The following is a 13,096-nucleotide window of genomic DNA, read 5'->3' as shown; positions in this document are numbered from 1 at the left end:
AAGGCATGCCCGAACGACATTCGTCCCCACGCGTGGTCCTCACGGTGATGTGCGTCGGCTACTTCCTCGTGCTGCTCGACGTCACGATCGTCAACGTCGCGCTGCCGCGGCTCGGCGACGACCTCGGGACCGGTGTGGCCGGCCTGCAGTGGGTCGTCGACGGGTACGCCGTCGCATTCGCCTCGCTGCTGCTCGCCAGCGGGGCCGCCGGCGACCGGCTGGGGCACCGCCGCATCGTCCTGCTGGGACTGACGGTCTTCGGGCTCGCGTCGGCGGCCTGCACCATGGCGCCCACGCCGGAGGTCCTGATCGGTGCACGGATCGCGCAGGGCGTTGGAGGCGCCCTGCTGCTGCCCGGGACGCTCGCCGTGATCGCCGATGCGTACCCCGACCGGCAGGGCCAGGCACGGGCGATCGGCGTGTGGGCCGGGATCGGCGGCCTGGCGCTGCCGGCCGGACCGTTGTGCGGCGGCCTGCTGGTGCAGACGGCCGGCTGGCGCGCCGTCTTTGCCATCAACCTCCCGATCGTCCTGGTAGCGGCGATCGTGGCCCACCGGGTCGTGCCCGGGACCTCACACCGGTCGACGACGCCGACGGACCGGCTCGGGACGGTTCTGGGTGTGGTGCTCCTCTCGGCCACGACGCTGGCCGTCATCGAGGCGGGTCATGCCGGGCTCGCACCCCTCACCGGGATCGCGGCCGCCGTTGCGGCGCTCGCGCTCGGCGCGTTCGTCGTCGCCGAGCGACGCAGCCCGCACCCGATGCTGCCGCCGGCCCTGTGGCGGCGACCGGCTTTCGCGGCGGCGAACGTCGCGGCCGGGGTCATGAACCTCGGGACGCTCGGCATGCTCTTCCTGCTGACGGCCTACCTGCAGACCGTGCAGGATCGCAACGCGCTGCAGGCCGGCATCGCGGTCCTGCCGCTGTTCCTCCCGCTCGTCGTCCTCGGTCCGCTGAGCGGACGGCTCACCGCCCGTCTCGGTCCGCGAGTACCGATGCTCACCGGGCTGGTGATCGCTGCCGCTGGCTTCGCCCTCATCTGCGGCTGGTCGGCCTCCACGACGTACGCGCGGCTGTTTCCCGCACTGCTCGTCTGGGGCATCGGTCTCGGTGTGCTGACCCCTGCCGTCGTGTCCGCCGCAGTCGGCGCGGTCGAGCCGGGCCGGAGCGGGCTCGCTTCGGGGGTCAACAACACCGCGCGCCAGGCCGGCGGGGCGGTCGGCATCGCGCTCTACGGAGCCGTTGCCGGCCCGGCCGCGCGGCCGGCCACCTTCATCTCAGGACTGCATGCGCTCGCCGCCGTCACGGCCGTCGCGTTCGTGGTGGCAGCTGCGGCCTCGACAGTGCTCATACCGGGCCGTCAGGCCGCTAGCTGACGAGCTGCTTGACCCGCAGCCAGTCGTCGACCGCGGCGTACGCCGCCTTGCGCGGCTCCTCCAGCGAGATGAACACGTCGTGCTTGGCGCCCTCGATCGGCATCACCGTGACCTGGTCGCCGAGGCACCCGGACCAGCGCGCGATCTGCTTGACGTCGAGGACGGCATCAGCGGTGGCCACCTCCTCGTTGTAGCGCCTGGCGAAGCGGGTGCGCGTCGAGCGCAGCACCAACGACGGCACGCCGACGTCGAGTCCCCGGTGCAGCTCGGCGTGGCCACGACGGATCGCGGTCAGCCAGCCGTACGAGACCGGGAAGCCCTCGAGCGGCTTGAACGCGGTGTTGAAGTCCCACTCCCCGTTGGCGCTGACGTGCAAGCTGCTCCCGTACGCATCGGTGTGCGGCAGCTTGATGATCGACTTGGGCTTGAGCCGCGCCACCGCCGAGATCGCCGCCGTGCCGATCGAGCGCATCCACGGCGCGCCCTGCAGGTCGAACCACGGACTGTTGAGCACCAGCCCGGCGATCCCGGCACCCTTGCTGCCGCCGGGCTGCTTGTTGAGCCGGTTGAGCCACAGCGGCAGGATCAGCCCGCCGGTCGAGTGGGCCGACAGCACGACGGGCTTGTCGCCGGTCTCGGCGCGGATGATCGCGAGCGACTCCTCGAGCTCGGTGTCGTAGAGCGCGAGGTCGGAGACGTAGTGGCCGGTCTGTCCCTCGCGGCGAGAACGTCCGCACTTGCGCAGGTCGAGGGCGTAGAACGCGAAGCCCCGCTCGGCGAAGAACTCGGCGAGCTCGCGCTGGAAGAAGTAGTCGCTGAACCCGTGGACGTAGAGCACCGCGGCCTCGTACGTCTCGGCGGGCACGCGGCGGACCAGTGTCGCCTCGACCTCGCCCTCACCATCCGGATCGGGGCCTAGCGCGATCGTGTGCTGCTCGTAGCCCTCGCCCAGCTCGTCCGGGATCCACTCGGTCATGCGCACTCCTCGTTTGGACAGGGACGTCGGGTCCAACAGTATGGGAAGGGTGACCGAGACACGTGAGATCCAGCGCACCCTCGACCTCGCCCTGCGCGTCGGCGACATGCTGCTGGCCAACGGCGCCGGAGCCGCCGACGTCACGGCCACGATGTCCTCGATCGCGCACCACCTGGGCCTGCGCCAGGCGCTCGTGGACGTCACCTTCACGACCGTGTCGATGAGCTACCAGGCCTCTCCCGACGACGCGCCCGTCGCGGCGATCCGGCACGTCAAGCAGCGCGAGACCGACTTCGACGACCTCACCCGGGCCGACCACCTGGTCAGGGACCTGCTGTCGGACGAGATCGACGTCGAGGAGGCTCGGGTCCGGCTCGCCCAGATCGCCTCGACCGGACACCGCACGCCACGCTGGGCCGTGACCGTCAGCTGGGGCGCGATCGGTGCGGGAGTCGCGATGCTGATCGGTGGCGACTGGGTCGTCACGCTGATCGCCGCCGCGGCCGCCATCGGCCTGGAGATCCTGCAGCGCTACCTGACCCGCCTCCGGCTGCCCTTCTTCTATGCCCAGGTCGCCGGAGGCCTGTTCGCGTCCCTGCTGGCTGTCGGGGCGTCGGCCGTCGACCTGTCGACCGATCCGTCACTCGTCATCACCGCGAGCATCGTCATGCTGCTCGCCGGGCTCGGCTTCATCGGCGCGATCCAGGACGCGTTGACGGACTTCTACCTGACGGCGGGTGCCCGCATCCTCGAGGTCATGATCTCGACGGCCGGGGTCATCGCCGGCGTCAGCGGCGGTCTCACGGTCGGCCGGGTCCTCGGCGTCGACATCGCCCTCGACCCGCGCGCCGCCGGGCTCTCCCACCTTCCCCTCGTCGTGATCGGCGGTGCCCTGAGCGCCGGTGCGTTCGCCTTCGCGGCGTACGCCCCCAGTCGCGTCCTGCTGCCGATCGCGGGCATTGCCGGGACCGCGTCCGGGATCTACCTCGTCCTGTCGGAGAACGACCTCGGCCGGGCCTGGCCGGCGGCGATCGCGGCGGTCTTCATCGGTGTCGTCAGCTACACCGTCGCGGGCTGGGCCGACGTGCCGCCACTCGTGATCGTCGTGTCGGGCATCGTGCCGCTGCTGCCGGGTCTCTCGATCTACCGGGGGCTCTCACTGCTCGGCGCCGACGACTACACCGGCATCCTCCAGATGATCACGGCGGCGGCCATCGCGATCTCCCTGGCGGCCGGCGTCATCCTCGGCGAGTACGTCGCACAGCCGCTGCGCCGTGAGGCCCGGCGACTCGAGCAACGCCTCGCCGGTCCCCGTCTGGTCGGTCCCCTCAGGGCCCGGGCCGTCCGCAAGGCCAGCAAGAAGGGAAACATGCACTCGATGTGAATAAAGTTCTCGGCAGCACTAGACTCGCCGTGCGCCGCGTGGCGCGATCGCCGAGGAGTCGCACATGAAACTTCAGCTGTCAGACGAGGACGCAGCATTCCGCGAGGAGATGCACACCTTCTTCACGACGCAGATCCCGCAGGACGTACGCGACACGGTCGCCGCTCGCCGCGAGCTCAGCAAGGAGCAGATCGTTGCGTCGGTGCAGGCCATGAACGCCGCCGGCATCGCGGTGCCCAACTGGCCCGTTGAGTGGGGCGGCAAGGACTGGACCCCCCTCCAGCGGCACATCTGGCACGAGGAGATGCAGCTCGCGAACGTACCGCCGCCGTTGCCGTTCAACGCCTCGATGGTCGGCCCGGTCATCGCCGCGTTCGGCTCGCAGGAGATCAAGGAGCGGTTCCTGCCCAAGACGGCCAACCTCGACATCTGGTGGTCGCAGGGATTCTCCGAGCCCGACGCCGGCTCCGACCTCGCCTCGCTGCGGACGACCGCGGTGCGCGACCCTTCGACAGGCTCAGGAGGGGCCGGCGAATACGTCGTCAACGGCCAGAAGACGTGGACCACGCTCGGCCAGTACGGCGACTGGATCTTCACGCTCGTACGCACGGACCCCTCGGTCAAGAAGCAGGCCGGCATCTCGTTCCTGCTGATCGACATGTCCTCGCCGGGCGTCACGGTGCGCCCGATCGAGCTCATCGACGGCGGCCACGAGGTCAACGAGGTGTGGTTCGAGAACGTACGCGTGCCCGCCGAGAACCTCGTCGGCGAGGAGAACAAGGGCTGGGACTACGCCAAGTTCCTGCTCGGCAACGAGCGCGTCGGCGTCGCGCCGGTCGGCTCGACCAAGCGCACGCTGTCGCAGGCCAAGGAGTACGCCAAGACCGCCGGCCCGGGTGGCACGTCACTGCTCGACGACCCGCTGGTCGCGGCTCAGATCGCCGACCTCGAGAACGAGATCCTGGCCCTCGAGCTGACCGCGCTGCGCGTCGTCGCCAACTCCGCCGACGGCAAGCCGCACCCGGCCTCGTCCGTGCTCAAGCTGCGCGGCACCGAGCTGCAGCAGGCCGTCACGGAACTGTTCGTCGACCTCGCCGGTCCGCTGGCGCTGGCATCGGGGGCCGGCGAAGGGTCGGACGTACCCGACCTGGCGCGCGTCGCGACGCCCAACTACCTCAACTTCCGCAAGGCGTCGATCTACGGCGGCTCCAACGAGGTGCAACGACAGATCATCGCCGGCACGATCCTGGGACTGAGGGGCTGACATGGACTTCCAACTGGACTCCGAGCAAGAGGCCCTGCGCGACGCCGTCCGCGCACTGCTGACCAAGGCGTACGACACCTCCGAGACCCGTCGTGCGGTGACGAAGCAGGACCCGGGCTGGGACGACAAGACGTGGCGCCAGCTGGCCGAGATGGGCGTCCTGGGGCTGCCGTTTGCCGAGGAGGACGGCGGCATGGGCGCCGGTCCGGCCGAGGTCGCGATCGTCGCCGAGGAGATCGGGCGGGTCATCGCACCCGAGCCGTTCGTCGAGGCTGTCGTGCTGGCTGGTGGCCTGGTCGCCGCTGCCGGCACGGCAGAGCAGCGCGCCGAGATCCTGGGTGCGGTGGCCGAGGGCGGTCTCGTGCCGGCGTTCGCGCACACCGAGCCCGCGTCCCGCTACGAGCTCACCGCCACCGGCGTCACGGCCTCCGGGTCTGGCGACTCCTGGACGCTCGACGGCGTCAAGGAGCCCGTGCTCGGCGGTGCTCGCGCGGACCTGCTGATCGTCAGCGCGGCGGTCGACGGCGGGACCGGGCTGTTCCTCGTCAAGCCCGACGCCGACGGCCTCACGCGTACGGGCTACGCCACGTTCGACGGCGGTCGCGCCGCCCGGGTGGCGTTCGACGACACCCCGGCCACCCCGCTCGGCGAAGCCGGCGCCGACCAGTCGGACGTCATCGCGGCGACCGTCGCACAGGCCCAGATCGCGTACGGGCACGAGTCGCTCGGCGCGATGGAGACCGCGTTGCGTACGACGACGGAGTACCTCAAGACGCGCAAGCAGTTCGGCGTACCGCTCATGACGTTCCAGGCGCTGACGTTCCGGGCCGCCGACATGTACGTCTCGCTGGAGCTCGCGCGCAGCACTGTCAGCTGGGCCACGCTCGTGCTGCTCGACGCTTCGACAGGCTCAACGAGCGCGGATGAGGTCGCGGAGGCGGCGTCACGCGCCAAGCTGCAGGTCAGCAAGGCGGGCCGGCACATCGGCCAGGAGGCGATCCAGCTGCACGGCGGCATCGGCATGACGGCCGAGTACAGCGTCGGGCACTACATGAGCCGGCTCACCGCGATCGACCACGCACTCGGCGACGGCCGGCACCACCTCAACCGGCTCGTGTCGACCCTCGGCGACCACTCCGTCGTCGATCCCCTGCCCTGACCGTGTGGCGGTGACTTGGTCGCCCATCAGGCGCTCGATGGGGCGACTGAGTCACCGCTCCGTCAAGGGAAGGGCGACCAACTCACCGCCTCAGGCCTCGGCGAGGGTCTTCGCGTCGGCCATGACGCCGGCGACGAAGATCGCGATGCCGTCGGCGTAGTACTCATCGGTGTTGGCGCACTCGATCATCGCGTCCGCGGCCGCACGCAGCCGGGGGTAGCGATCCTCGGGCAGCGACTCCAGCATCGCCCGCTTGCGATCGAGCTCTTCCTGGCGGAGCTCGGGCTTGAACGCGAGCTCTGCGCCGGGTTCGCGACTGACGAGCGTCATCGCGATCTGCAGCGTGTAGTGCGCCACGGCCGCCGAACGCTCGACGTCGAATCCGGCCAGGGAGAGCTTGTCGAGGAATCGCTCGGTGAGGTCCCGGCCGACCTCGGCCTGCATGATCTGCTGGGCCACGAGCGGGGAGGCGCTCGGGTGTGCCCGCATGACGTCGACGAGTGACGTCATCGCCTCGCGGAGGTAGTCCTCGAGCGGCAGGTCCTCGTCGGGGATCCGAAGCGACGACACGACGGCATCGCCGACAGCGGCGAGCAGCGCCTCCTTGTTGGCGAAGTGCCAGTAGAGCGCCATCGGCGTCACGCCGAACGCGTCGGCGACCTTGCGGACCGTCAGCCCGTCGAGTCCCTCGGTGTCGACGATCGCGAGTGCGCGTTCGACGACAAGGGCCGGGTTGAGCGAATTCTTGGGCTTCACAGTTGACAACTATACGGCATACATGATTCCTTTACATCGTACATTTACAACGTAAAGGAGTGGTCATGGACGACCGCAGGAACATCTGGGCTCTCGTGGCCGTCGCGCTTGCGACGTTCATGACATACCTCGACAACAACATCATCAACGTGGCGATCCCGGTCATCGAGCGGGACCTGCACCTGACGACCTCCGGCATGGAATGGATCGTCAGCTCATACATCCTCACGTTTGCCGGGCTGATGCTCGTGGGCGGACGTCTCGCCGACCTGTTCGGCCGCCGGCGCCTGTTCCTCATCGGGCTGGGCGTCTTCACCGCCGCGTCGTTCGCGGCCGGGCTCTCCGGCGACGTCGGCACGCTGATCGCCAGCCGCGCGGTGCAGGGCGTGGGCGCGGCGCTGCTCACCCCGACGACGCTGGCGATCATCTCGGCCACCTTCACCGACAAGCGCGAGCGCAACGTCGCGGTCGGCATCTGGGGTGCTGTGGGCGCCCTCGCGCTCGCCGCGGGTCCCCTGCTCGGCGGGCTGCTGAGCGAGCACGTGGCGTGGGAGTGGATCTTCTTCATCAACGTGCCGCTCGGCCTGATCACCGCCGGCATCGCCGTGTGGGCCATCGACGAGTCGCGCGACCCGGTGACCCGTCAGCTCGACCTGTCGGGCCTGATCTCGTCGACGATCGCGCTGTCGGCCCTGACGTACGCCCTGATCGAAGGCATCTCCCGCGGCTGGACGTCGACGCCGATCCTGGCTGCGTTCGCGGTCGCTACCGCAGCAGCGCTGGCATTCGTGTCGATCGAGCGTACGGCCACCGATCCGATGGTCGACCTGGCGCTGTTCCGCGACCGGGTGTTCTCCGGCGCGATCGTCTCGCTGATGCTGTGGGCGTTCGGGCTGTTCGGGATCTACTTCTTCACGTCGCTCTACCTGCAGGGCGTGCTGGGCTTCTCCCCCACCCGCGCCGGAATGACGTTCGTGCCGATGGCCCTGTTCATGGCCACCGCAGCCGCCTCGTCGGAGGCCGTCGCCCGCCGCTTCGGTGCGCACCGGTCGGTGACGTTCGGCATGGCGCTGATGGGCACGGCGATCGCCTCGCTGGCGCTGCTCGGAGCCGACGCCAGCGCCCTCGACCTGATGCCGAGCTTCATCGCGATCGGCATCGGCGGCGGCCTGACGATCCCACTGACGGCCACGGTGCTCGGCGTCATGCCGGCTGACCAGGCCGGAGTCGCGTCGGGTGTCTTCAACACCTCGCGCGAGCTCGCCGGGCTGCTGGGCATCACCGTGATCGGCGTGATCCTGAGCAGCCGCGAGGACTCGCTCATCGCGTCGGGACACAACCCGGTCGATGCCTACCTCGGCGGCTACCGGCTGGGCCTCGTGATCGCCGGACTGTTGGTGGTCGCCGGCGCGGTGGCCGCGTGGGCGGCGCTCCGTCAGGCCGAGACCGAGCCGGTCGTCAACGAGGACGTGCTCGTCGGCGTCTGAGTCCTGAGCTGCGACGCCCCGCCACCACTCCCTCCGGTGGCGGGGCGTCGCGCTGCGGGCATGAAAGGACCCCTCGCGCACCCGACAGAGCTCACTGACCCTTGCTGCCTTCCGGCCCTGGGGGAGTTGGGTGATGTGTCGCCGCGCGAGGGGCTGTTGTCCATCATACGGAGCGCCCCCGTACGCCCTCAAGTCGGGCGCGGGCGTACCGATTCGTCGGCAACGCCAGTGGACCGGTAACCTCGTCCGCGGAGGATTCGCATAGTGGCCTAGTGCGCTCGCTTGGAAAGCGGGTTGAGTGAAAGCTCTCAGGGGTTCGAATCCCCTATCCTCCGCCGAAACGCGAGGAGCCCGGCTGACGCCGGGCCCTCGCGTTCTTTGCTGGTCGCCTCGCGACCTGCACCGGCGGAGGCAAGGCCTCCGCTGCCACGCCAGGAGCCAGCGCAAACTTGACCAGTGTCGAGTGCCGCGCTGGTTCTTGTGCGTCAGGGCCATAGAGGAGGCGAAGCCGCCGCCCCGCGAGCCAAGGATCCCGCTCAGCCATCTGCGGGCACGGTACTTGTGCGTCTGGGGCGATGGTGGGGGCCCTGACCTCCACCACGTACGTTCCAAGCACACCTCTGGCGTCTCGCGCCGATATCCGAGAGGCTGTCGACATGACCCAGTACCTGCTTGCCGTGCACTCCAGCTCCAGCGACTACGACCGGTCGTTCGAGGAGATGCAACCCGTGTTCGAGACGGTTGACCGGTTCAACCAGAAGCTCGTCGCCGACGGCATCTGGGTCTTCGGCGGCGGGCTCGAGCGCATCGAGGCGGCGACCACTGTCGACGGCACCGATGGCAAGACCCTCGTGACCGACGGGCCGTACCTCGAGACCAAGGAATACCTCGGCGGCTTCTGGGTCATCGAGGCAGCCGACCTCGACGCCGCCCACCAGATCGCCCTCGAGGCGTCGAGCGCCTGCGGGGGCAAGGTCGAGGTCCGCCCGTTCCAGGCGGAGTGAATCTTTCCGGGAAGGTGTCGTATCGGCGCTGACTCGTTCGTGGTGAGGGTGGAGGCGGCCGAGCGGCCGCCATCGATGAAGGGAACGACCATGACTCAGTACCTGCTTTCCGTGCACGGCCCGTCGAGCGTCTGGGACACCCCGCTCGAGGAGGCCCAGCCGATGTACGAGGCGACCGGCAAGTTCAACGACGAGCTCAAGACCACCGACGCGTGGGTCTTCGTCGGCGGGCTCGAGCGGCCTGAGACGGCCACCACCGTCGACGGCACCGGCAACGACGTGATCGTCACCGACGGCCCCTACATGGAGACCAAGGAGTACCTCGGTGGCTTCTGGGTCATCGAGGCGGCTGACCTGGACGCTGCGCTCAAGATCGCAGCTGAAGCATCCAAGGCCTGCGGCGGCAAGGTCGAGGTCCGACCCTTCGCGGGCGAGTGACCCAGAGCTCGGACCTGCGCGCGGAGATCGACCGGATCTACCGCGAGGAGTACGGCCGAGTGGTGGCTTCGCTCGCCCGTCGATTCGGCGATCTCGACATCGCCGAGGACGCGGCGGCCGAGGCCCTCCTCATCGCGATCGAACGCTGGCCGTCCGACGGCATACCGCCCAACCCGGGTGGCTGGCTGACGACGACAGCGGGCAATCGCGCCATCGACCGGATCCGCCGCGAGTCCTTGCGCGACACCAAGCACAAGGCGGCCATGATGATCACCGACGACACCCCCCACGAACCGACCGGACCGGTCGAGGACGACCGGCTTCGGCTGGTCTTCACCTGCTGCCACCCCGCGCTCGCTCCTGAGGCCCGGGTGGCGTTGACCCTGCGCCTGCTCGGCGGCCTGACGGTCGAGGAGATCGCCCGCGCCTTCCTCGTGCCGGAGACGACCATGGCGCAGCGCATCACCCGCGCCAAGGCCAAGATCAAGGCGGCGCACATCCCCTACCGGGTGCCCGAGCGCGATGACGTGACCGACCGACTCGGCGCCGTCCTCGCGGTGATCTACCTGGTCTTCAACGAGGGCTACCTCGCCGGCTCCGGTGCCGATCCCGTACGCACCGAGCTGACCGCCGAGGCTATCCGCCTGGGGCGCATCCTCCGGCAGTTCCTGCCCGACGAGGGCGAGGTGGCGGGGCTGCTGGCGCTCATGCTGCTCAGCGAGTCTCGGCGAACCGCACGCTTCGCCGGCGGCGAGCTCGTGACCCTCGACGAGCAGGACCGCAGCGGCTGGGACCGCACGCTCATCGACGAGGGGCACACGCTCGTGCGCGAGTGCCTCGCCCGCGTCGCGGCGACGTCGGCGCGCCCCGGGCCCTACCAGATCCTGGCCGCCATCAACGCCGTCCACACGGACACCAATGACGCCCGCGACACCGACTGGTCGCAGGTCGTCGCGCTCTACGACCAGCTGTACGCCGTGACGCCGACCCCGATCGTCGCGCTCAACCGCGCCGTCGCGGTCGCCGAGCTCGACGGACCCGATGTCGCCCTCGCGATCGTCGACTCACTCGATCTCTCGGGCTATCACGCCTGGCACGCCACCCGCGCCGACCTGTTGCGACGTCTCGGACGCAGCGCCGAAGCCCGCGGCGAGTACGACGCAGCGATCGCGGCGACCGAGAACCCGGCGGAGACGGCCTACCTGGCCCGGCGGCGAGCCCACCTCGTCGATCCGGGTGCCTGAAAAAGTTTCCGGGCGACCTGTCGTATCCGCGTTCCGCCGTTCGTGGAACTGGTGAGAGGCAGCAACGGGCTGCTTCACCACACAGGAGCTCGACATGACCATCACCACCGCTTCCGCAGTCCGCACCACCACCACAACCGCCACGCGTACGATCTGGCGGCACGCCGCCGTCGCCGCCGTCGCCGCAGCAGCCGCCACCGCGACTGTCGCTGCCGTCGCCCACTCGGCCGGCGTCCCGCTGACGCTCGACGGCGAGCCGATCCCGCCCTCGGGCTTCGCCACCATGACCCTGCTGGGCGCGGTCATCGGCTTCGGGATCGCCGTCGCAATGCGCCGTTGGGCCCGCAACCCGCAGCGTACGTTCGTCCGCACGTCGCTCGCGCTGACCGCGCTGTCGTTCCTCCCCGACCTGCTGGTGCCCGCGGCTTCGGCCGACACCCGCATCACCCTCATGGCGACGCACGTCGTGGCCGCCGCGATCGTCATCCCCGTGATCGCCGCTCGCCTCGCCCAGGGGCGCCGCTGACTGGACGCCCTCAAAGGGCCCGCGCGGAATCTGCCCACAGCAGAATTCCGCCGGGCCCTCGGCATTTCTGCCTACGCTGGAGCATGACCGAGATCGCCCGCCTGCATGCCGTACCGACCCACCGGATCCTCGATCCCGAGCCCTTGTGGCGCGAGGTGCTGGGTCAGCGACTCCGCGAGCTGCGCCGCCGACGCGGCGAGACGCTGACGGAGACGGCCGAGCGGGCCGGCATCTCTCCGCAGTACCTCTCGGAGATCGAGCGCGGCCTCAAGGACCCGTCGAGCGAGGTCCTCGCCGCCGTCGCCGGCGCGCTCGGAGCGACCCTGATCGACGTGACGTCCCAGGTCACCGGCGATCTGCGCAGCTCGTACGCCGTGACCACACCCCAGGCGTACGGCCAAGCACTCCTGCTGGCCGCCTAGCCCTCGAGGATCGCCAGCAGGTCAGCCTGCAGCGCCGCCCTGCGACGCTCGCTGAGCGGCGCGAGCAGGTCGTCCGAGATCTCGGCGGCGATGTCCTGCAGGCGCCCGAACTCGGTGGCTCCCCGGCTCGTGACCGCTATGAGCTTGCGGCGCCGGTCGGACGGGTCGATGCTGCGCTTCACGAGCTTCAGGCCCTCGAGGTCGTCGATCGTGGACGTGACGTCGCTCGGATCCAGCCCGAGGTTGGTCGCCAAGGACAGCTGACTCGTCGACCCGTTGTCGGCGAGCCAGGCGAGCACGAGCATGTGCCGCAGCCGCATCCCCCGCTCCTGGAGCTGCGCGTCCAGCTGCCGCTTGGCGATCTTCGCGGTCTGGGACAGCAGGTACGTGGTCAGCGTCAACAGGGACGACGGATGGGACGCAGGCATGCCCTTATGCTAGACCCGGACCAATGTTAGGCTCTACCTATTATTGGTACGTACCAAGGAATGTGACATGACCATCATCAACGAGATGACGTTCCTCGTCGGGACGGCGATCGGTCCAGAGACCGTTGCCGCTTCCACCTGGGGCCCTGCCAAGCACGGCCGAAGCACCGCCACCGCCGCCGCCGAGGTCGACGACGTCGTGCTCGTGCAACGGGTCGAGGACCGGTTCGACGACGGAACGCACTTCACCGGGCTCAACGTGTTCACGGAGGATCCCGAGACGGCGGAGATCCTCTGCTACGGCTTCGACATCTACGGCTTCCCGCCCGATCCGCCGGCGCGCGGCTCGTGGCAGGACGGCGAGCTCGTGCTGGAACGCACCACCCCGCGCGGTTCCGCGCGGATCGTGTTCGGCCCGACCGCCTCCGGCTACACGTGGCGCAAGGACTTCCGGCCCGACCCAGAGCACGAGTGGCAGACCGTGGCGGAAGCCGACCTCCAGCGCGCCTAGGTGTACTCGGCCATCAGGTTGGTAGCAGTCGGCTGATGGGTGGGAGTCCTCCGAGTGCGCTGTGGCGTCGCCGAGTGTTGTAGTTCTCGAGCCAGGGCGCAAGGGCTTCGGCTCGCTGGTC

General features: G+C 69.6%; 15 protein-coding genes, 1 tRNA gene and 1 other RNA gene. 12 read left to right on the top strand and 5 right to left on the bottom strand.

The window, feature by feature from the left end:
- Positions 1–5 precede the first annotated feature (5 nt).
- Positions 6–1,376 carry an MFS transporter gene (locus BOSE46_RS06110; protein WP_201299559.1) on the top strand — a complete coding sequence of 457 codons (1,371 nt, stop codon included), beginning with the start codon at positions 6–8 and terminating at the stop codon, positions 1,374–1,376.
- On the opposite strand, the gene BOSE46_RS06105 is transcribed toward BOSE46_RS06110, so the two are convergent.
- Complete coding sequence (locus BOSE46_RS06105) at positions 1,369–2,352, bottom strand: alpha/beta hydrolase (RefSeq protein WP_159539397.1); 984 nt, start codon at positions 2,350–2,352, stop codon at positions 1,369–1,371. The genes BOSE46_RS06110 and BOSE46_RS06105 overlap by 8 nt on opposite strands.
- Before the next feature lie 40 nt (positions 2,353–2,392).
- Between BOSE46_RS06105 and BOSE46_RS06100 the strand changes: the two genes are divergently transcribed.
- The 3 genes from BOSE46_RS06100 to BOSE46_RS06090 all read left to right on the top strand — a co-directional run bounded on the left by BOSE46_RS06100 (position 2,393) and on the right by BOSE46_RS06090 (position 6,159).
- Positions 2,393–3,736, top strand: a complete 1,344-nt coding sequence (locus BOSE46_RS06100) for a threonine/serine exporter ThrE family protein (RefSeq protein WP_236551639.1) — start codon at positions 2,393–2,395, stop codon at positions 3,734–3,736.
- Between the two features lie 64 nt (positions 3,737–3,800).
- On the top strand, positions 3,801–5,000 hold the full coding sequence (locus tag BOSE46_RS06095) for an acyl-CoA dehydrogenase family protein (RefSeq protein WP_159539395.1): 1,200 nt from the start codon (positions 3,801–3,803) through the stop codon (positions 4,998–5,000).
- Position 5,001: 1 nt separating this feature from the next.
- Positions 5,002–6,159, top strand: coding sequence for an acyl-CoA dehydrogenase family protein (locus BOSE46_RS06090; RefSeq protein WP_159539394.1), 1,158 nt, complete (start codon positions 5,002–5,004; stop codon positions 6,157–6,159).
- Between the two features lie 90 nt (positions 6,160–6,249).
- Here the strand turns inward: BOSE46_RS06090 and BOSE46_RS06085 are convergent, their stop codons facing one another.
- A complete protein-coding gene (locus BOSE46_RS06085) occupies positions 6,250–6,915 on the bottom strand; it encodes a TetR family transcriptional regulator (protein ID WP_159539393.1) in 666 nt (221 codons plus the stop codon).
- Between the two features lie 65 nt (positions 6,916–6,980).
- Between BOSE46_RS06085 and BOSE46_RS06080 the strand changes: the two genes are divergently transcribed.
- The gene (locus BOSE46_RS06080; RefSeq protein WP_159539392.1) at positions 6,981–8,402 is read left to right on the top strand and encodes an MFS transporter; all 1,422 of its coding nucleotides are present in this window, start codon (positions 6,981–6,983) and stop codon (positions 8,400–8,402) included.
- A gap of 61 nt (positions 8,403–8,463) precedes the next feature.
- Here the strand turns inward: BOSE46_RS06080 and ffs are convergent.
- An RNA gene (gene ffs / locus BOSE46_RS06075) (signal recognition particle sRNA small type) lies at positions 8,464–8,560 on the bottom strand.
- A gap of 92 nt (positions 8,561–8,652) precedes the next feature.
- Here ffs and BOSE46_RS06070 point away from each other — a divergent pair.
- The 6 genes from BOSE46_RS06070 to BOSE46_RS06045 all read left to right on the top strand — a co-directional run bounded on the left by BOSE46_RS06070 (position 8,653) and on the right by BOSE46_RS06045 (position 12,036).
- A tRNA-Ser gene (locus BOSE46_RS06070) sits at positions 8,653–8,737 on the top strand.
- A 321-nt stretch (positions 8,738–9,058) separates the two neighbouring features.
- The gene (locus BOSE46_RS06065; RefSeq protein WP_159539391.1) at positions 9,059–9,406 is read left to right on the top strand and encodes a YciI family protein; all 348 of its coding nucleotides are present in this window, start codon (positions 9,059–9,061) and stop codon (positions 9,404–9,406) included.
- 90 nt (positions 9,407–9,496) lie between these two features.
- Positions 9,497–9,844, top strand: coding sequence for a YciI family protein (locus BOSE46_RS06060; RefSeq protein WP_159539390.1), 348 nt, complete (start codon positions 9,497–9,499; stop codon positions 9,842–9,844).
- On the top strand, positions 9,841–11,088 hold the full coding sequence (locus tag BOSE46_RS06055) for an RNA polymerase sigma factor (RefSeq protein WP_159539389.1): 1,248 nt from the start codon (positions 9,841–9,843) through the stop codon (positions 11,086–11,088). Before BOSE46_RS06060 ends, BOSE46_RS06055 begins: the two co-directional genes overlap by 4 nt.
- Positions 11,089–11,182: 94 nt before the next feature.
- The gene (locus tag BOSE46_RS06050) at positions 11,183–11,614 is read left to right on the top strand and encodes a DUF6069 family protein (RefSeq protein WP_159539388.1); all 432 of its coding nucleotides are present in this window, start codon (positions 11,183–11,185) and stop codon (positions 11,612–11,614) included.
- Positions 11,615–11,697: 83 nt separating this feature from the next.
- Entirely contained in the window at positions 11,698–12,036 is a 339-nt protein-coding gene (locus BOSE46_RS06045) for a helix-turn-helix transcriptional regulator (protein WP_159539387.1), read from the top strand.
- On the opposite strand, the gene BOSE46_RS06040 is transcribed toward BOSE46_RS06045, so the two are convergent.
- Entirely contained in the window at positions 12,033–12,464 is a 432-nt protein-coding gene (locus tag BOSE46_RS06040; protein WP_159539386.1) for a MarR family winged helix-turn-helix transcriptional regulator, read from the bottom strand. The two genes, BOSE46_RS06045 and BOSE46_RS06040, sit on opposite strands and share 4 nt — an antisense overlap.
- 67 nt (positions 12,465–12,531) lie before the next feature.
- Here BOSE46_RS06040 and BOSE46_RS06035 point away from each other — a divergent pair, with 67 nt between their 5' ends.
- Positions 12,532–12,975 carry a DUF1579 domain-containing protein gene (locus BOSE46_RS06035; RefSeq protein WP_159539385.1) on the top strand — a complete coding sequence of 148 codons (444 nt, stop codon included), beginning with the start codon at positions 12,532–12,534 and terminating at the stop codon, positions 12,973–12,975.
- Positions 12,976–12,988: 13 nt separating this feature from the next.
- Here the strand turns inward: BOSE46_RS06035 and BOSE46_RS06030 are convergent.
- Positions 12,989–13,096: integrase core domain-containing protein (locus tag BOSE46_RS06030; RefSeq protein WP_159539384.1), on the bottom strand; the 108-nt coding region annotated here is incomplete at its 5' end.

The organism is Aeromicrobium sp. 9AM (genome assembly GCF_902506105.1).
In the GTDB taxonomy this organism is placed as follows: Bacteria; Actinomycetota; Actinomycetes; order Propionibacteriales; family Nocardioidaceae; genus Aeromicrobium.
The sequence above is the reverse complement of the archived record's forward strand: the minus strand, read 5'-3'. Positions and strand labels throughout refer to the sequence as shown.

What these genes read in the sequence shown, in the direction of transcription:
- BOSE46_RS06110 (WP_201299559.1), top strand. Translation starts at nt 6, where the DNA reads ATGCCCGAACGACATTCGTCCCCACGCGTGGTCCTCACGGTGATGTGC.
- BOSE46_RS06105 (WP_159539397.1), bottom strand. Translation starts at nt 2,352, where the DNA reads ATGACCGAGTGGATCCCGGACGAGCTGGGCGAGGGCTACGAGCAGCAC.
- BOSE46_RS06100 (WP_236551639.1), top strand. Translation starts at nt 2,393, where the DNA reads ATGGGAAGGGTGACCGAGACACGTGAGATCCAGCGCACCCTCGACCTC.
- BOSE46_RS06095 (WP_159539395.1), top strand. Translation starts at nt 3,801, where the DNA reads ATGAAACTTCAGCTGTCAGACGAGGACGCAGCATTCCGCGAGGAGATG.
- BOSE46_RS06090 (WP_159539394.1), top strand. Translation starts at nt 5,002, where the DNA reads ATGGACTTCCAACTGGACTCCGAGCAAGAGGCCCTGCGCGACGCCGTC.
- BOSE46_RS06080 (WP_159539392.1), top strand. Translation starts at nt 6,981, where the DNA reads ATGGACGACCGCAGGAACATCTGGGCTCTCGTGGCCGTCGCGCTTGCG.
- BOSE46_RS06065 (WP_159539391.1), top strand. Translation starts at nt 9,059, where the DNA reads ATGACCCAGTACCTGCTTGCCGTGCACTCCAGCTCCAGCGACTACGAC.
- BOSE46_RS06060 (WP_159539390.1), top strand. Translation starts at nt 9,497, where the DNA reads ATGACTCAGTACCTGCTTTCCGTGCACGGCCCGTCGAGCGTCTGGGAC.
- BOSE46_RS06050 (WP_159539388.1), top strand. Translation starts at nt 11,183, where the DNA reads ATGACCATCACCACCGCTTCCGCAGTCCGCACCACCACCACAACCGCC.
- BOSE46_RS06045 (WP_159539387.1), top strand. Translation starts at nt 11,698, where the DNA reads ATGACCGAGATCGCCCGCCTGCATGCCGTACCGACCCACCGGATCCTC.
- BOSE46_RS06040 (WP_159539386.1), bottom strand. Translation starts at nt 12,464, where the DNA reads ATGCCTGCGTCCCATCCGTCGTCCCTGTTGACGCTGACCACGTACCTG.
- BOSE46_RS06035 (WP_159539385.1), top strand. Translation starts at nt 12,532, where the DNA reads ATGACCATCATCAACGAGATGACGTTCCTCGTCGGGACGGCGATCGGT.